Origin of the sequence: Nonomuraea roseoviolacea subsp. carminata, assembly GCF_024172185.1 — a bacterium.
Lineage (GTDB): Bacteria > Actinomycetota > Actinomycetes > Streptosporangiales > Streptosporangiaceae > Nonomuraea > Nonomuraea roseoviolacea.
In genome coordinates this window covers 7,764,825-7,782,885 of sequence record NZ_JAMZEC010000001.1, presented here as the reverse complement: position 1 = coordinate 7,782,885, position 18,061 = coordinate 7,764,825, and the positions used below count along the sequence as shown (strand labels likewise).

Below are 18,061 nucleotides of genomic sequence, written 5' to 3'. Positions count from 1 at the left end.
GCGCCGAGGAGGACCCGTGCGACGTCCCATCCCCCGCTCCCGCCGGCCGGTCCGCGTCCTGGCCGTCAGCCTGCTCGCCCTGCTGCTCACCACCCTTCTCACCGCGCCGCCCGCGCAGGGCGCGCAGAGTGCGCGGGCAGCCGCCTGCGCGGGCGTCCTACCCACGCCCGACGCGTACGGCATCACCTGCCTGCGCGTCGAACGGCACCTCCAGCGCGACGGTTCGGAGCTGCGCGACGTCACCATGACCTCGACCGCGATCTTCCAGGCGTCCGGCGGCACCCCGGTCATCAGCTCTCCGGCCGAGCCGATCACCGTCCGGGTCTACCTGCCTCCGGGCTACGACCCCGCCGCCTCTCCCCGTTACCGCTCCCTCTACCTGATCAACGGCGGAGGCGACGACTACGACGAGTGGACCACCAAGACCGACCTGGTGTCGCTGCTGGCCGAGGTTCCCGGGCACCCGTACGAGGGGATCGTGGTCATGCCGACCGGCGGCCGGAGCGGCTGGTACGCCGACTGGGCCGGCCGCACCGACGGCTTCTTCGCGCCCAGCTGGGAGACGTACCACATCTCCCAGCTCGTCCCCTGGATCGACGCGAACTTCGCCACCGTCGCCGACCGGACGGGGCGCGGGCTGGCGGGCGTGTCGATGGGCGGGTACGGCACCCTGCGGTACGCCGCCGCGCACCCGGACGTGTTCTCGGTCGTCGGCGCGCTGTCGCCCGGCATCGAGCTGCGGGCCAGGCCCGCGCAGGGCACGATCTCCGACTCCATGTGGCAGGCCGGCGCCGCGATCGCGCCCCTCGACCTGCTCGACGGCGCGTTCCGGGTCAACAAGTACGACGCCGACGGCGTGCTCGTGCTCGACCAGGACGTGCAGCGCCTCTACCGGCTGGACACGCTGTTCGGCCCGCACACCACGACCGTCTCCGGCGGCCGCGCCGTCCACGACTGGCCCTCGGCCAACCCGGCCACGCTCGCCACGCGGGGCGGGTACGCGCCGTTCAGCGGCCGGCTCGCCGTGTACGCGGGAGGCTGCGCCCCCGCCGCGGCGGACCCGCCGGGCGACGGCACCGGCCCGGCGCCGTCCGGCTGCGGGTACAGCACCACCTCCTCCGCGGTGACCGACGCGACGACGGTGAACGAGTACATCCTCGGCTCGTACGCCGCCGCCTTCGACGCCACGCTGACCGGTCTCGGCGTCTCGCACCGCTACTGCTACAGCGCGGGCGGCCACGACTGGACCTCCTGGCCGGCCTATCTGACCGATTTCCTCCAGTACGCGTACGGGACCGCACCCGCCCGCTGCCCCGCCGTGCGCTGAGGCAAACCCGCCGCCTTTACGTCGTAGATCACACGGACGGAGCCTTGCCAAGCCATGATCCGCAGTTTAGGTTAGCCTTACCTAATACTTCGGAGGCAGAAGCTTCATGTCCGTGCAGTTCCCGCCCTCCGCCGCGCCGCGCTCCGCCTACCCGGCGGACGTGCTCCCCGCCCGGCTCCGCCGACTCCTCCTCCACCTGGCCTCGGCCGGCACCCCCGTGTCGGCCTACGTCTACGACGGCGAGGTGGCCGCCGAACGCGCCCGCGAGCTGCGGGCCGCCCTGCCCGAGTGGGCGGCCGTGCACTACGCCGTCAAGGCCAACTCCTTCCCCGGCGTCGTCGCCGCCCTGGCCCCGCACGTCGACGGGTTCGAGGTGGCCTCCCGGGCCGAGCTCGACCTCGCCCTGAGCGCCCGCCCCACGACTGACGGGGCGCGGGGGGAGGCGGCGACCACGCGGCGCACCACCCCGGCGCCCGCCGGAGGGACCACGGGGCGTTCCGTGCCGGCACCCGTCGAAGGGACCACGGGGCGTTCCGCGCCGGCGCCCGTCGTGGCCGCCGGGCCCGCCAAGTCGCCGCCCTTCCTGGCCGCGCTCATCCGGGCGCGGGTCGAGGCGATCAACGCCGAGAGCCTGCTGGAGCTGCACCGGATCAGCGCCATCGCCGTCGCCGAGGGCGTCCGCGCCCGGGTCACGCTGCGGGTGAACCCCGCCTCGATCCCCGTCACCGGCTCGCTGCGGATGGGCGGCGTCCCGTCCCAGTTCGGCGTGGCCGAGCCCGACGTGCCGGACGTGCTGCGCGCCGCGGCCCGGCTCCCCGGCCTGGACCTGGTCGGCTTCCACGTGCACGCCGCCTCCGGCAACCTCGACGCCGACGCCCACGCCGCGTACCTGCGCTGGTGCGTGGAGTGGAGCGCGCGCACCGCCCGCGAGCACGGCGTCGACCTGCGCCTGGTGGACGTGGGCGGCGGCATCGGGGTGGCCTTCGAGGGCGAGAAGCCGTTCGACGTCGCCCGCTTCGGCGAGCTGGCCGCCCAGGTGGAGCCGCCCCCGGGCGTCAAGGTGCTGCTGGAGCCGGGCCGCTACCTGGTCGCCGACTGCGGCTGGTACGCCGCCGAGGCGATCGACGTGAAGACCTCGTACGGGACGTCGTACGTGCTGATCCGCGGCGGCATCAACCACTTCCAGCTCCCCACCTCGTGGGACATCGTGCACAACATGGCCGTGCTGCCCGTCGAGGACTGGCCCGAGGACTGCCCGCGCCCCGCCCTGACCGGCACCGAGGTGACCGTCACCGGCGAGCTGTGCACCCCCGAGGACACGCTGCTGCGCGACGTCCGGGTGGACCGGGTGCGCGCCGGCGACATCGTCGTCTTCCCGTACGCCGGCTCCTACGGCTGGGAGTTCGCCATGCACCGCTTCCTCGGCCACCCCGTCGCCGAGCGCCACCTGCTGTGACCGGCTCCGTTCGCGTTCCTCCGTCCTGTCCGTCCACGTCCTGGAGACCCATGACCGCGCATCCGGCCGACCTGGCCCCCTTCGCCCCTGCTGCCGACGCCGGCGCGGCGGTGTTGCGCCGCCAGCGTGACCGCGAGTCCTCCGCCCGCACCTACGCCCGGTCCTTCCCGATCGTCCCGGTACGCGCCGAGGGCATGGTCGTCGAGGGCGCCGACGGCCGCCGCTACCTCGACTGCCTGTCGGGCGCGGGCACCCTGGCCCTCGGCCACAACCACCCGGTGGTCCTGGAGGCGATCCGGCGCACGCTCGACAGCGGGGCCCCGCTGCACGTCCTCGACCTGGCGACGCCGGAGAAGGACGCGTTCGTGGCGGAGCTGTTCGCCACGCTGCCGCGCGGGCTGGCCGACCGGGCGCGGATCCACTTCTGCGGGCCCGCCGGGACCGACGCGGTGGAGGCGGCGCTGAAGCTCATGCAGACCGCCACCGGCCGCCGCGGCCTGCTCGCCTTCACCGGCGGCTACCACGGCATGACCCTCGGGGCCCTGGCCGCCACCGCGAACGTCGCGGTCAAGGAACCCGTGGCCGGCATCGCGGCCGACGTGACGCGGCTGCCGTACCCGTACCCGTACCGCTGCCCGTTCGGCGTGGGCGGGCAGGCGGGGGCGCGGCTGTCGGCGGCGTACACGCAGCGGCTGCTCGACGACCCGGCGGGCGGCGTCGTGCCGCCCGCGGCGATGATCGTGGAGGCGGTGCAGGGCGAGGGCGGGGCGGTGGCCGCGCCCGACTCCTGGCTGCGCGAGATGCGGCGGATCACGGCCGAACGCGGGATCCCGCTGATCGTGGACGAGGTGCAGACCGGCGTCGGACGCACCGGGGCCTTCTGGGCGGTGGAGCACAGCGGGATCGTGCCGGACGCGATGGTGCTGTCCAAGGCGATCGGCGGCAGCCTGCCGCTCGCGGTGATCGTCTACCACGAGGACTACGACGGGTGGCTGCCGGGCGCGCACACGGGCACGTTCCGCGGCAACACGCTGGCCATGGCGGCCGGCACGGCCACACTGCGCCACGTCGCCCGCGAGGGCCTGGCCGCGCGCGCCGCCGAGGTCGGCGGCCGGCTGCTGGAACGGCTCGGCGCGCTGCGCGCCGAGCTGCCGGTGGTCGGCGACGTGCGCGGGCGCGGCCTGATGCTCGGCGTCGAGCTGGTGGACCCGGGCGGCGAGCCCGACGCGTGCGGCGCGTTCCCCGCGGCGCCGCGCACGGCGGCCGAGGTCCGCGCGGCGTGCCTCGAACGCGGGCTCATCGTGGAGCTCGGCGGCCGGTACGACTCCACGGTGCGGCTGCTGCCGCCGCTGGTCATCACGGACGAGCAGGCGGATGCGGTCGTGGACCGGCTGGCCGACGCGATCGCCGCTGTGACGGCCTCCCGCCTGGCAGGACGGCCCGCATGACGGACACCTGGCGCGAACCGTCCCAGGCCGGCGCGGACGAGCCGGACGCGCCAGCCGGCGCCTCGGCCTCACCCCCACCGGCCGGAGCGCAGGCGCCGCCCGCGCCGCCCGCCGAGATCACACCGGGGCCGTCCAGCCCGGCCACGCCGAGGCCGCCCGTCGAGATCACATCCAGGCCGTCCAGCGCGCCCACACCGAGGCCGTCCGGCGGGGTCGTGTCGAGGCCCGGGGATGGGCTGGCGTCTGTACGACCCGGTGAGGCGCTGGCGGGGGCGGTGGGGGCCGTTCTGGACGGGCTGGCCGCCGGGGCGCTGCGGCGGGGTGGCCCCGTGCCCGCCGAGACCCCAGAGGCGCTGGCCGCGCAGGTCGCCCGCACCCTGGCGGAGGCGCGCGGCGAGGAGGCCCTCGGCCGATTGACCGAGCTGCTGGCGTACGGCGCGGCCGACCCGGCCGACCCCGCCTGCGCCGCGCACCTGCACTGCCCGCCGCTGGCCGTCGCCGTGGCCGCCGACCTGGCCGTGTCCGCGCTGAACCCGTCCCTGGACTCCTGGGACCAGGCCCCCGCGGCGACCGAGCTGGAGACGCTGCTGCTGAGGGAGCTGGCCGGGCTCGTCGGCTACCCGGACACGGCCGCGGGCGTCCTGACCTCCGGCGGCACTGAGTCCAACGTGATGGGCCTGATGCTGGCCCGCGACCGCGTGCTGGAGCGGGTCACCGGGGAGCCGGTCCAGCTTCGAGGGTTGCCCGCGCGGGTCCGGCCGAGGATCTTCGCCTCGGCCGCCGCCCATTTCTCGGTCCGCCGTGCCGCCGCCCTGCTCGGGCTCGGCGAGGACGCGGTCGTCGCCGTCCCCGTGGACCGGGAGCAGCGGATGGACCCGGCCGCGCTGGAGCGAGCCCTGCGGGAGGCCGCGCGGCGGGGCGAGCCGCCGGTCGCGGTGGTCGCCACGGCCGGCACCACCGACACGGGCGCGATCGACCCGCTGCCCGAGTGCGCGGCCCTGGCCGCCGAGCACGGCGCGTGGCTGCACGTGGACGCCGCCTACGGCGGGGGCGCGCTGCTGTCGGACCGGCTCGCGCCGCTGCTGGCGGGCGTGGAGCTGGCCGACTCGATCTCCCTGGACTGGCACAAGCTCGGCTGGCAGCCCGCCGCGGCGGGGGTGTTCCTGGTACGGCGGGAGGAGACGTACGCGTCGCTGGCCCGGCGCGCCGCCTACCTCAACCCGGCCGACGACGAGGAGGCCGGGTACCCGAGCCTGCTGGGCCGCTCGCTGCGCACCACGCGCCGGGCCGACGCGTTCAAGATCGCGGTCACCTTGCGGACGCTCGGCCGGGACGGGCTCGGGCGGCTGGTGGACGTCTGCCACGACCTCGCCCGCGCGGGCGCGGCGGCGGTGCGCGCCCACCCGCGCCTGGAGCTGCACGCCGAGCCGGTGCTGACGGCGTTCCTGTTCCGCTACCTGCCCCGTGACCCGGGACGCGCGGACGAGGTGAACGCCGCGCTGCGGCGACGCCTGCTGCGTGAGGGCCTGGCGGTGGTCGGCCGCACCGAGCTGCCCCGGGATGTCACCACCGAGCTGCCCGGAGATGTCACCACCGAGCTGCCCGGAGATGTCACCACCGAGATGTCCGCTGAGGGATCCGACGAGGTGTCCGCCGGGGGATCCGGCGCGGGATCACCCGGCGGCGGGCGCGTGCGGCTGAAGCTCACCCTGTTGAACCCGCACGCCACGGTCGCCGAGGTGGAGCGGCTGGTCGGCCTGGTGGTCGCGGCGGGCGAGGCCGAGGAGGCGGGCCTCTCGTGACACGCCACCACGTTCCGGCGAGCGCCATCGACCCGCTCGACCATCCCGACGTGGCGCGGGCCGGGGAGGCGGCGGCCACGGAGACGCTGGTGCGGGCGTACGTGCGCGACCTGGCGATCCCGGTGCCCGCCCCGGGTGAGGAGCTCGTCCTGGACTTCCCCGCGGCCGGGGTGCGGCTGCGCGTCCCGGTGCGCCACCGGTCCGCGACCGGATGGCACCGTTTCGGCGAGCCGTACCTGGCCGGCGACGGCCCGGAGGTGGCGGCCGGGGTGGCGCTGGTCGCGGCGGTCGTCGTGCGCGAGACGGCCGTGCGCGCGGGGCTGCCCGCCCATCGGGTGTCCGACGCCACCTCCCGGGTGCTCGACTCCGCCCGCCGCGTCACCGCGCACCTGGCCTGCCGCCGCGCCGAGGGACCACCCCCCGGCACCGGCCCCGGCGCAAAGACATCCACGGCCACGGACGCGTTCCTCCGTGCCGAGCAGGCGCTGTTGCTCGGGCACCCGTTCCACCCCGCCCCCAAGAGCCGGGAGGAGGCGTCCGCCGGTGAGCTGGCCGCCTACTCCCCCGAGCTGCGCGGCTCGTTCCCGCTGCACTGGTTCGCCGCCGCCCCGGGCGTCGTGACCGGTGAGAGCGCGGACGGCCGCGACCCGGCGGAGCTGTGCCGGCGCATCGCCCCCGCCGGGCTGGACCTGCCGGACGGCTGGACGCCCGTGCCCGCCCACCCGTGGCAGGCGCGCGAGGTCGTTCGCCGCCCGGCGGTGGCGGCGCTCCTGGAGGCCGGCCTGCTGCGGCCGCTGGGGCCCGCCGGACCGGCCTGGCACCCGACCTCGTCGGTCCGCACGGTGTACCGGGCGGAGGCGGAGGTGATGCTGAAGCTGTCGCTCGGCATGCGGATCACGAACTCCCGCCGCGAGAACCTGCGGGGCGAGCTGCGCCTCGGCGTGCGGGCCGCCCGCCTGCTGGCCGCCGGGCCGGCCGCGTGGCTGCGCGCCGAACACCCCGCGTTCGGCATCCTGCGCGACTTCGCCTGGGTGGCGGTGGACGACCCGGCGACCAGGGGAGGCGCGGAGACCGGGTTCGAGACCGCGATCCGCGACAATCCCTTCCGCAACGCCTCGGACGGCGCGCTGTGCGTGGCGGGGCTGCTCGCCGAGCGCACCGGCCCCGGTGACGGCTCCCCGCCCCGCCACCGGGCGCTGCTGGCGTCCGCCGTGGAGCGCGCCGCCCGCGCCTTCGGCCGGTCCGTCGCCGAGGCGTCCGCGCTGTGGCTGGGGCGCTACCTCGACGTGCTCGCCGTCCCGCTGATCCGCCTGCAGGCCAGGTACGGCGTGGCGCTGGAGCCGCACCACCAGAACACCCTGGTGGCGCTCGGCGCCGACGGCCTGCCCCGGGCCGGCTGGTACCGCGACAGCCAGGGCTACTACCTGGCCGCCTCCCGCGCCGGCGAGCTGGAGCGCCTGGTGCCCGGCCTGACCGACGGCGTGGACCTGGTCTTCGACGACGCGTTCGTGGACGAGCGGGTCGCCTACTACCTGGGCATCGGCAACCTCCTCGGCCTGGTCGGCGCGTTCGGCGCGCTGGGCCTGGCCGCCGAGGAGGACCTGCTGCGCGTGCTGCGCGCGGCGCTGGAGCGGCTGCGCGCGGCCGAGCCCGGCGCCAAGGGCCTGCTCGGGCTGCTGCTCGACGCCCCGGTGCTGCGCTGCAAGGGCAACCATCTCACCTGCGTGGACGGCCGCGACGAGCTCGCCGGCGACGTCCACTCCCAGTCCGTCTACATCGACCTTCCCAACCCCCTCCCGGAGGTGCAGCGGTGACCGCCCCCTACGACCTGGCCGGTGTCGGCATAGGCCCGTTCAACCTGTCGCTGGCCGCCCTGTGCGACGGCGTCCCCGGCATGCGGGCCCTGTTCCTCGACGCCAAGCCGGCCTTCTCGTGGCATCCCGGCCTGCTGGTGGAGGGCACGGTGCTCCAGGTGCCGTTCCTCGCGGACCTGGTCACCATGGCCGACCCGACGAGCCCCTGGTCGTACCTCAACTACCTGCGGCGTCACGACCGGATGTTCCCGTTCTTCTTCTCCGAGCGCTTCCACATCCCGCGCCGCGAGTACGACCACTACTGCCGCTGGGTGGCCGAGCGGCTGCCGTCGTGCCGGTTCGACGCGGAGGTCACCGCGGTGGAGTGGGACGGCGCGGCCGGGGCGTTCGCGCTGACGTACCGGTCGGCGGCCGGGGCGGTCTCGCGCGCGCACGCCCGGCGGGTGGTGCTGGGCGTCGGGACGGCGCCGGTCGTGCCGGAGCCGCTGCGGCCGCTGCTGGGCGGCGCCCACGCGGGACGGGTGCTCCACAGCGCCGACTACCGCGCCCACCGGGCCGCGCTGGCCGCCGCCCCCGACGTCACGGTGGTCGGCGCCGGGCAGTCGGGCGCCGAGGTCGTGCTGGACCTGCTGCGCCACCAGGACGGGCGGGGCCTCGGCGGTCCGTACGTCCGCTGGCTGGCCCGCACCCCGGCCTTCGCCCCCATGGAGTACTCGAAGCTGGGCCTGGAGCACTTCACCCCCGACTACGTGCGCTACTTCCGCCACCTGCCCGAGGCCGCCCGCGACCGGCTCGTCCGCGAGCAGTGGCAGCTCTACAAGGGCGTCAGCGGCGAGACGCTCGGCGACATCCACGACGAGCTGTACGAGCGGACCATCGGCGGCGCCGAGCCGCGCGCCGCGCTGCACCCGGGGGTGGAGGTGACGGCCGCGTCGGAGCGCGCCGGCGGTTACGCCCTGACCTGCCGGCACCGGGAGCAGGGCACGACGTTCGAGGTGCGGACCTCGGCCGTGGTGCTGGCCACCGGGTACGCGGCGGCGCGGCCCGCGTTCCTGGAGCCGCTGGCCGAGCTGGTCGACTGGGACGAGCGGGGCCGCTACCAGGTGAACGGCGACTACCGGGTGGCGCTCGACCCGCGCGTGCCGGGCGAGCTGTACGTGCAGAACGCCGAGATGCACACGCACGGGGTGGGCGCCCCGGACCTGACGCTGGGGGCGTGGCGGGCGGCCACGATCCTCAACGCCGCCGCCGGGCGGGCCGTGGTGCCGGTGCCGGCGCGGGCCGCCTGGACCACGTTCGGCGCGCCGGAGCCCCCGGCCGCGGCCGAGCCCGCGCTCACGGCGGCCGAGGCCCGGTCCGAGCGGAGCGCCAGATGAGCGGCGTCGCGCGCGGGACGTGGCACGAGGCGTGGGCGGAGGCCGGGCGGCGGTTGCTGGTCAAGGCCGTGGAGGAGTTCGCGTACGAGGAGCTGCTGGTCCCCCGGCCGGACGGGACGGCCGGCGGCTACCTGCTGGAGCTGGGCGGCGGCACGCGGTGGACGTTCCGGGCGGCGCGCGGCTCGTTCGGCTCCTGGCGGATCGAGCCGGGTACCCTGCGCCGCCGCCCCGCCCCCGAGGACGGCGACGACGGGCCCGAGCGGCTGCTGCTCGACGCCCGCCCCCTCCTCGGCTGGGACGGCCCCACCACGGCCGAGGCGCTGCGCGAGCTGACCGCCACCCGCCGCGCCGAGGCTGAGCTGCTCTCCCGCGCCCGGCCCGCCGCCGAGCTGGCCGACCTCGACCACCTCGACCTGGAGGCGCACCAGCACGGCCACCCGTGCATGCTGCTCAACAAGGGCCGCCTGGGCTTCTCGGCCTCCGACGCCGCCGCCTACGCCCCCGAGGCCGCCGGGGCGGTGCGCCTGCGGTGGGCGGCGGTCCACGCGTCGCTGGCCGCGTACTCCGGCGTGCCGGGGCTGGACGCGGAGACGCTGCTGGCGGAGGAGCTGGACGAGGAGGTGCGCAAGGAGTTCGCCGCCGTCCTGGAGGAGGCGGCGGCGCGCGCCGGGCTCGACCCGGCCGCGTTCACCTGGCTGCCCGTCCACCCGTTCCACTGGGACGAGGCGGTCGAGCCGCTGTTCGCGCCGTACCTGGCCGACGGCCGGATCGTGCCGCTCGGCGAGGGCCCCGACCGCTACCGGCCGCTCCAGTCGATCCGCACGCTCGCCAACCTGGACCGCCCGGAGCGGCGCAACGTCAAGGTGCCGCTGCTCATCCGCAACACGCTGGTCTGGCGCGGCCTGGCCACGGAGCCGACGCGGGCCGCGCCCGACGTGAGCGCGTGGCTGCTCGCGCTGCGCGAGGCCGACCCGTACCTGCGCGACGAGCTGCGCTTCCACCCGCTCGGCGAGGTGGCGTCCGTGGCCGTGCGCCACCCCCTGTACGCGGCCGTGCCCGACGCGCCGTACCGCTACCACGAGCTGCTCGGCGCGGTGTGGCGCCGGCCGGTGACCGGGCTGCTGCGCCCGGGCGAGCGGGCGCGGACCATGGCGGCGCTGCTCGCGGTCGGCTCGGACGGCCGGGCCCTGGCCGCCGAGCTGGTGTCCCGGTCGGGGCTCGCGCCGCGCGCCTGGCTGGCCCGGCTGTTCGCGGCGCTGCTGCCGGGCCTGCTGCGCCACCTCTACCGGCACGGGGTGGCGTTCTGCCCGCACGGCGAGAACACGGTGATCCTCTACGACGCCGCCGACGTGCCGGTCGGGATCGCGGTGAAGGACTTCGCCGAGGACGTCAACCTGCTGCCCGAGGACCTGCCCGCCTACACCGGCCTGTCCGGCCGGGCCCGCGCGGTGCTGCTGCGCTGGCCGGCCGGCGAGCTGGCGCACTCGCTGCTGAGCGCGGTGTTCGCCGGCCACTTCCGGTTCCTGGCGCCGCTGGCCGAGGAGCACCTGGGCGTGCCGGAGCCCGAGTTCTGGCGGCTGGTCCGCGAGGAGATCGAGCGCCATCACGCCCGCTTCCCGGAGGACGCCGGCCGGGCGGAGGCGTTCGGGCTGCTGGCCCCGTCCTTCGAGCGGGTGGCGCTCAACCGGGAGCAGCTCCTCGGCGGCGGCTTCCACGACCGGGCCGAACGCGACGAGGGCTTCGACGTCGTCCACGGCACCGTCCCCAACCCCCTCTTCCGCGCGCGGGTCCCCGGGCCGCGCGCCGGCTCCCGGGAGGAGCGATGACGATGACCGGCTACGAACGGCTGCGCGAGGAGGCCGCCGCCGGGCGGGTGGAGGAGGTGGTCGTCGCCGTCCCCGACCTCCAGGGGCGGCTGCAGGGCAGCCGCATGTCGGTGCCGTACTTCCTGGACGAGGTGGCGCGCGACGGGTTCGGGGCGTGCGTGTACCTGCTGGCCGCCGACGTGGAGATGGCGACCGGCCCCGGGTACGCGATCGACGCCTGGGCGTCGGGGTTCGGGGACTTCGTCCTGCGGCCCGATCCCGGGACGCTGCGGCTGCCGCCGTGGGACCCCGGCACGGCACTCGTGGTCGCCGACGCCGTGTGGCCGGGCGGCGAGCCGGTGGAGGTGGCGCCCCGGCGGGTGCTGCGGGCCCAGCTCGACCGGCTGGACGAGCTGGGCCTGACGGCGCTGGCCGGCACCGAGCTGGAGTTCCTGGTGTTCCGGGGGTCGTACCGGGACGCCTGGGAGCGGCGCTACCACGGCCTGGAGACCGGCACCCGCTACAACGTCGACTACGCGCTGCACGGGTTGTCCGAGGTGGAGCCGGTGGTGCGCCGGATCCGCCGCGAGATGGTGCGCGCCGGCCTGACGATGGAGACGGCGCGCGGGGAGTGCCATCCCGGCCAGTACGAGATCGTGTTCCGCTACGACGAGGCGATGGCCACGTGCGACAACCACGTCCTGTTCAAGAACGGCGCCAAGCGGATCGCCGAGCAGGAGGGGGTGGCGCTCACGTTCATGCCGAAGTTCGACGAGGGCGAGGGCAACTCCTGCCACGTCCACCTGTCGCTGCGCGACGCCGGCGGCGGGCCGGTGTTCGCCGACGCGGGCGCGGGCGACGGGATGTCGGAGCTGTTCCGGCACTTCGTGGCCGGGCAGCTCGCCTGCCTGCCGGAGCTGACGCTGCTCATGGCGCCGAACGTCAACTCCTACAAGCGGCTGCGGCCGGGCGCGTTCGCCCCCACCGGGATCGCCTGGGGGCGCGACAACCGGACGTGCCCGGTCCGGGTCGTCGGCTCGGGCGCCTCGCTGCGCCTGGAGCACCGGGTGCCGGGCGGCGACGCCAACCCGTACCTCGCCGTGGCCGCCGTGATCGCGGCCGGCCTGTACGGGATCGAGAACCGGCTGCCGCTGCCCGCGCCTCACCCCGGAAACGCGCTGGCCGACCCGTCGGTGCCGCGGCTGCCCGCGACGCTGGGCGAGGCGCTGCGCCGGTGGGAGGAGGGCGGCCTGGCGGCGAAGGTGTTCGGCGACGCGGTGGCCGGGCACTACGCGGCGGCGGCGCGGGCGGAGCTGGCGGCGTTCGAGGCTGCGGTCACGGACTGGGAGCGGGTCCGCGGCTTCGAACGCCTGTGACCTCCCGCACGGCGCGGCCCTGAGGTCAGGGCCGCGCCGCGGCGCTCTCCGGGCGGAGCGGGAAGTGGCAGGCCACCTGGTGCGGGCCGCCCTGCAGCGGCGGCTCGGTCGCGCAGACGTCCTGGGCCAGCGGGCAGCGGGTGCGGAAGCGGCAGCCGGTGGGCGGGTCGATCGCGCTGGGCAGCTCGCCGCGGATGGCCGTGGCGCGGCTGGGCGCGTGCCCGGGGTCGGGCGAGGGCACCGCGTCGATGAGGGCCTGGGTGTAGGGGTGGCGCGCGGCGCGCACCACCTGGCTCGCCGGGCCGATCTCGACGAGCTTGCCCAGGTACATGACCGCGATCCGGTCGGCCATGTAGTCCACCACCGACAGGTCGTGGCTGATGAAGACGTACGACAGGCCCAGCTCCGTTTGCAGGTCCCGCATCAGGTTGAGGACCTGCGCCTGGATGGAGACGTCCAGGGCGCTGACCGGCTCGTCGGCCACGATCAGGCGCGGCTCCAGCGCCAGCGAGCGGGCCAGGCCGATGCGCTGGAGCTGCCCGCCGGAGAACTCGTGCGGGTAGCGCTCCAGCGCCCGGGTGGGCAGGCCCACCTGGTCCAGCAGCCGCGTGACCCGGCCGCGGCGGGCCGCCGGGTCGCCCACCTGCTGGATCTCCAGCGGCTCGGTGAGGATGCCGTCGATGCGCATGCGGGGGTTCATCGCCGCGTAGCTGTCCTGGAACATCAGCTGCACCTCGCGGTGCATGCGGCGGCGGGCCCGCCGGTCCAGGCGGCCGATGTCGGTGCCGTCCAGCACGATCTGCCCGCCGGTGGGCTCCTCCAGCCCGGCCACCAGGCGTCCCACGGTGGACTTGCCGCAGCCGGACTCGCCCACGATCCCGAGCGTCTCGCCCGCCCTGACCTCGAACGAGACGCCGGCCACCGCGCTGACGCGGCCCTTGGCTCCGGCGTCGTACTCCTTGACCAGCTCGCGCACGGACAGGAGGGTGTCCGACGCGCCGGAAGGCCGGGGGTCGCCCGCGCCCCGGGGGGCGAAGGTGACGGCCTCGGTGACCGGGTGCAGGCAGGCGTACAGGTGGTCGTCGGCGGCCCGGACGAGCGGGACGTCGGTGGCGCGGCACGCGTCGGTGACGTGCCGGCAGCGGGGCGCGAACCGGCAGCCGGTGAGCGGCTGCGACAGGTCCGGCGGCAGGCCCGGGATGGAGTACAGCCGGCCCTCCCGGCCCTGCGCCGACTCCGGGAGCGCGTGCATGAGCGCCTCGGTGTAGCGGTGGCGCGGCGCCTGGAACAGCTCCTCGGTCGTCGCGGTCTCCACCACCCGGCCGGCGTACATGACGGCGACCCGGTCGGCGCGGCTGGCGATCACCCCGAGGTCGTGGGTGACGAGGATGACCGCCATCTTGAACTCGTCGCGCAGGTCGTCGATGAGCTCCAGGATCTGCCGCTGGGTGGTCACGTCCAGGGCGGTGGTCGGCTCGTCGGCGATCAGCAGGCGCGGGGAGCGGATGAGCGCCATGGCGATCACCGCGCGCTGGCGCATGCCGCCCGAGAGCTGGTGCGGGTAGTCGTCGACGATCTTGTCGGGGCGGGGCATGCCGACCCGGCGCAGGATCTCGACGGCCCGCTCGCGCGCCTCGGCCTTGCTCACGCCCTGGTGGACGCGGAGCGGCTCGGCCACCTGGGCCCCGATGCGCATGGTCGGGTTGAGCGAGGTGAGCGGGTCCTGGAAGACCATGCCCATCTCCACGCCGCGCACCCGGCGCAGCTCCTCGGGCGCCATCGCCAGCAGGTCACGCCCGTCGAAGAGGATCTGGCCGTCGACGACCCGTCCGCCGGGCGGCAGCAGGCCCATGACCGACAGCACGGTCATGGTCTTGCCGCTGCCGGACTCCCCCACCACGCCGAGCGTCTCGCCCTGCCGCACCTCCAGGTTGACGTGGTCGAGGGCGTGGACGGCGCCGCGGCGCAGCGCGATGTCGGTGCTGAGGTCGACAAGCCGCAACAGGCTCATGGCTACCTTCTCCTGAGACGGACCTCGAAGACGTCCCGCAGGCCGTCGCCGATGAAGTTGAAGGCCAGGACGATGAGGATGATGGCGATACCGGGCGGGTAGAGCAGCCACCAGTGGCCGCTGAAGGTGTCCGACAGGCCGTCGGACAGCATGCCGCCCCAGTTGGCGGCGGGCGGCGGCACCCCGAGCCCGAGGAAGGACAGGTACGCGACGTACAGGATCGCGTCGGCGATCTGGAACGTGGCGTTGACGATCACGGTGCCGATCGCGTTGGGGATGATGTGCCGGCGCACGGCACGGCCGCCGGTGCCGCCCATGCCGCGCATGGCCAGCACATACTCGCGGGTGCGCAGCGACAGCGCCTCGCCGCGCACCAGGCGGGCCGGGCCGAGCCAGGCGAAGGCGCCGATGATGACGATGAGCATCGGCACGGTCGGGGTGACGATGGCGGCCATGAGCATGAACAGGAACAGCGCCGGGATCGACATCATGGCGTCGACCACCCGCATCATGATCGCGTCCACCCAGCCGCCGGCGAACCCGGCGATGGCGCCCCACACGGTGCCCACCACGGTGGCCAGCAGGCCGGCGGCCAGGCCGACCACGATCGAGGTCTGGCCGCCCAGCATCAGCCGGCCGAGCTGGTCGTAGCCGACGCCGTCGGTGCCCATCGGATGGCCGGCCGTACCGGGAGAGAGGTAGACGTTGGCCAGGTCGGTGTGGACCTGGTCGCTGCCGTAGAAGAGCGGGCCGAGGAAGGAGAAGGCGGCCAGCAGCACGAAGATGCCCACGCCGGCCAGCGCCAGCCGGTTGTCGACGAACACCTCCAGGCCCTGCCGCCACAGGCCGCGCACGCGGGTCTGGTCGTTCACGAGCGGCTCGCCTTCAGCCGGACGCGCGGGTCGACGGCGGCGTACAGGACGTCGGCCACCAGCGCGCCGAGCACGGTCGCCACCGAGATGAGCAGCGTGACGCCGAGCAGGATCGGGTAGTCGCGCTTGAGCGCCGACTGCCAGAACAGCAGCCCCATGCCCGGGTAGTTGAACAGCCGCTCGACCACCAGGGCGCCGCTGAACAGCGCCGGCAGGTACATGCCGAGCAGGGTGATGACGGGGAACAGGCCGTTGCGCAGCGTGTGGCCGACGATGACCCGTCCCTCGGACAGGCCCTTGCTGCGGGCGGTGCGCACGTAGTTCTCGTTGAGGTTGTCCACCATCGAGGAGCGCACGTAGCGGGAGTAGACCGCGACGGTCAGGACGGCCAGCGTCACGGTGGGCAGCACCAGCCCGGCCGGGTCGGCCAGCACCTCGCCGAGGGTGAAGCCCTGTGGCGCCTCGGGCGGCAGCACCGGCCACACCTGCGCGAACAGGATGATCATCATGAGCCCCAGGAAGAAGATCGGCGTGGCGTAGGCCAGCAGCGACAGGGCGTTGATGGTGTAGTCGGGCCACTTGTTGCGGCGGACGGCCTGCACCACGCCCAGCGGGATCGCGATCACGACGGCCAGCGCGGTGGAGGCCAGCGACAGCACCATCGTCTTGGGCAGACGCTGCGTGATCGCCTCGGCCACCGACTGGTTGAGCTGGAAGGAGTAGCCCAGGTCGCCGCGGACCAGCCGCTGCAGGTACAGCGCGTACTGCTCCCACAGCGGCCGGTCGTAGCCCATGTCGTGGTTGAAGGCGGCGATCTGCTCCAGCGTCGCTTCCTTGCCCAGGATGGCCCGCGCCGCGCCCCCCGGCAGGAAGTGCAGGATGACGAACGTGATCAGTGTCACCAGGATCACGATGACCAGGGCCTGGCCCAGGCGGGTGAGGAGGTAGCGGGCCACCGGGTCAGCTCTTCCAGGACCAGTCTTGGAAGTACATGAGGTTCATCGGGTCCTGCGGGTCCACGCCCTGCAGCCCCGACTTGTACGCCGAGATCTGGTAGACGGGGTTCGGCATCCACAGCACCGGCAGGTCCTTGGCCAGGAAGGCGTTGTACGCCGTCAGCGCCGAGGCGTCGGCGGAGAACTGGGCCTGCTCGATGAGCTTGTCGGCCTCGGGGTTGGAGTAGCTGCCGAGGTTGACCGGCGCGCCGGTCTGGAACAGCCGCTCGCCGGAGGCGAAGGCCGGGTAGTACCAGCTTCCCTGGGAACCGAAGAAGCTCATGTCCCAGGAGCACTTGGACTCGCTCGGCTTGCAGGCCGGGGTGACCGCGACGGAGTCCGGCACCTCCTTGATGGTGAGCTGCACGCCGAGCTTGGCCATCTGCGACTTGATCTCGGCGAACATCTTCGAGGTGGCGGTGAACCCGGACTGGCTGGTCACGGTGAAGGCCAGCGGCGTGCCCTGCTCGACGCCCTCGCCGCACTTGGCGGCGTCCTGGCAGGTGGTCTGCCCGTCGGGGACGACCTTCCAGCCGTTGGCCTCCAGCAGCTGCTTGGCCTTGGCCGGGTCGAACGGGTAGACGCAGCCCTCACCCTTGGACGGCACCGGGCCGCAGGTGGGCGAGGCCATGTCGCCCCAGATGACCTTGCTGATGGTCGGCTGGTCGATGAGCATCTGCAGCGCCTGGCGCAGGTAGGGCTGCTTGAACAGCACCCCGGTCTTGGGGTTGTTGAAGTTCAGCTGGAGGTAGGTGATCGACCATCCGTACCAGGGGGAGACCGTGTAGCCCTTGGACTCCAGGTAGGTCTTCTGGGACAGGTTGGCCGGCGGGATGTAGCCGTAGTCGATCTGGCCGGCGCGCAGCACGTTGAACTCGGAGTCGTCGCCGGTGAAGGGGCGCAGGACGACCTTGTTCAGCTTCGGCTTGTCGGGGCCGGAGTAGGTGTCGGCCTTGGCGAGGACGACCTCGCCGTTGGGCACGTACTTCTCCAGCTTCCACGGGCCGCTGCCGACCTTCCACAGCGGGTTGGTGGCGTAGGACTTGGGGTCCTTGGCGGCCTCGGTCAGCTCGGTGAAGGTCTGCTTGGCGTCGCCCTTGTCCCAGGCGTGCTGGGGCAGCGGGACGATGCGGTTGAGCTGGTTGCCGATGAACCAGGCGGCGTTGTAGGCCTTCTTCGTGGTGAAGGAGAAGGTCTTGTCGTCCTTGACCTTGAACTCGGCGATGTTGTCGGGGAAGCCGCCGGGCCGGTAGGAGGCCCACTTGTCCTTGTTGGTGGTGACCAGGTCCCACCAGAACTGGATGTCCTTGGTGGTGATCGGCTTGCCGTCGGACCAGGTGTTGTCCTTGAGCGTGATGGTCAGCGTCCGGCCGCCGTCGCTGACGGCCGGGGCCTCGGCCAGCGAGCGCCGCGGGTCGATGTTGTCGCTGCTGGAGCCGTCGAGCTTGTAGCTGTACAGCTTGCGGTACAGCGCCGTGGAGAAGATGTCGTTCTCGCCCTGGGTGAAGCCGGGGGCCGAGATCGGCAGGATCCAGTTGGGCGTGCGGAAGGCGACGGTCGCGGTGTCCTTGCCCTGGGCGCCGCCCTGTTGTGAACTGTTGCCGGCGCCGCCGCCGCAGGCGGTCAGGCTGAGCCCGATGGCCGCCACACCGCAGGCGATGCGGATTCTCGTCCCCATGATTCTCCTCGTCGAGACATGCGCGGGCCCTCCGGGGGCCGTTCAGTCCGGAGAATCTAATGACGGGGACGAACGAAGTCAATGGGAAAAATCCACTTTGT

At 74.3% G+C, this 18,061-nt stretch carries 12 protein-coding genes; 8 read left to right on the top strand and 4 right to left on the bottom strand.

Annotation, left to right across the window (positions count from 1 at the left end; translation table 11 throughout):
* The first annotated feature begins 16 nt into the window (after positions 1–16).
* The 8 genes from HD595_RS36115 to HD595_RS36080 all read left to right on the top strand — a co-directional run bounded on the left by HD595_RS36115 (position 17) and on the right by HD595_RS36080 (position 12,404).
* Positions 17–1,327: an alpha/beta hydrolase gene (locus HD595_RS36115; protein ID WP_253777066.1), complete on the top strand. Its 1,311-nt coding sequence runs from the start codon at positions 17–19 to the stop codon at positions 1,325–1,327.
* Between the two features lie 106 nt (positions 1,328–1,433).
* Entirely contained in the window at positions 1,434–2,783 is a 1,350-nt protein-coding gene (locus HD595_RS36110) for a type III PLP-dependent enzyme domain-containing protein (RefSeq protein WP_253777064.1), read from the top strand.
* A 50-nt stretch (positions 2,784–2,833) separates the two neighbouring features.
* Positions 2,834–4,231, top strand: a complete 1,398-nt coding sequence (locus HD595_RS36105) for a diaminobutyrate--2-oxoglutarate transaminase (protein WP_253777062.1) — start codon at positions 2,834–2,836, stop codon at positions 4,229–4,231.
* Positions 4,228–6,033 (top strand): pyridoxal phosphate-dependent decarboxylase family protein, encoded by a 1,806-nt coding sequence (locus tag HD595_RS36100; protein WP_253777060.1) that lies wholly within the window; start codon positions 4,228–4,230, stop codon positions 6,031–6,033. The genes HD595_RS36105 and HD595_RS36100 overlap by 4 nt, the downstream gene beginning before the upstream one ends.
* Complete coding sequence (locus tag HD595_RS36095; RefSeq protein WP_253777058.1) at positions 6,030–7,847, top strand: IucA/IucC family protein; 1,818 nt, start codon at positions 6,030–6,032, stop codon at positions 7,845–7,847. The genes HD595_RS36100 and HD595_RS36095 overlap by 4 nt, the downstream gene beginning before the upstream one ends.
* Complete coding sequence (locus tag HD595_RS36090; RefSeq protein WP_253777056.1) at positions 7,844–9,223, top strand: lysine N(6)-hydroxylase/L-ornithine N(5)-oxygenase family protein; 1,380 nt, start codon at positions 7,844–7,846, stop codon at positions 9,221–9,223. Before HD595_RS36095 ends, HD595_RS36090 begins: the two co-directional genes overlap by 4 nt.
* Positions 9,220–11,049 carry an IucA/IucC family protein gene (locus tag HD595_RS36085; RefSeq protein ID WP_253777054.1) on the top strand — a complete coding sequence of 610 codons (1,830 nt, stop codon included), beginning with the start codon at positions 9,220–9,222 and terminating at the stop codon, positions 11,047–11,049. Before HD595_RS36090 ends, HD595_RS36085 begins: the two co-directional genes overlap by 4 nt.
* 2 nt (positions 11,050–11,051) lie before the next feature.
* The gene (locus HD595_RS36080) at positions 11,052–12,404 is read left to right on the top strand and encodes a glutamine synthetase family protein (protein ID WP_301309687.1); all 1,353 of its coding nucleotides are present in this window, start codon (positions 11,052–11,054) and stop codon (positions 12,402–12,404) included.
* 25 nt (positions 12,405–12,429) lie between these two features.
* Here HD595_RS36080 and HD595_RS36075 read toward each other — a convergent pair whose 3' ends face one another.
* The 4 genes from HD595_RS36075 to HD595_RS36060 are packed head-to-tail and all read right to left on the bottom strand — an operon-like array spanning position 12,430 to position 17,960.
* Entirely contained in the window at positions 12,430–14,415 is a 1,986-nt protein-coding gene (locus HD595_RS36075; RefSeq protein ID WP_253777048.1) for a dipeptide ABC transporter ATP-binding protein, read from the bottom strand.
* Between the two features lie 2 nt (positions 14,416–14,417).
* Positions 14,418–15,287, bottom strand: coding sequence for an ABC transporter permease (locus HD595_RS36070; RefSeq protein ID WP_253777046.1), 870 nt, complete (start codon positions 15,285–15,287; stop codon positions 14,418–14,420).
* Positions 15,284–16,243 (bottom strand): ABC transporter permease, encoded by a 960-nt coding sequence (locus HD595_RS36065; protein ID WP_253777044.1) that lies wholly within the window; start codon positions 16,241–16,243, stop codon positions 15,284–15,286. The genes HD595_RS36070 and HD595_RS36065 overlap by 4 nt, the downstream gene beginning before the upstream one ends.
* 4 nt (positions 16,244–16,247) lie before the next feature.
* Positions 16,248–17,960, bottom strand: coding sequence for a peptide ABC transporter substrate-binding protein (locus HD595_RS36060; RefSeq protein WP_253777042.1), 1,713 nt, complete (start codon positions 17,958–17,960; stop codon positions 16,248–16,250).
* Between the last annotated feature and the right edge of the window lie 101 nt (positions 17,961–18,061).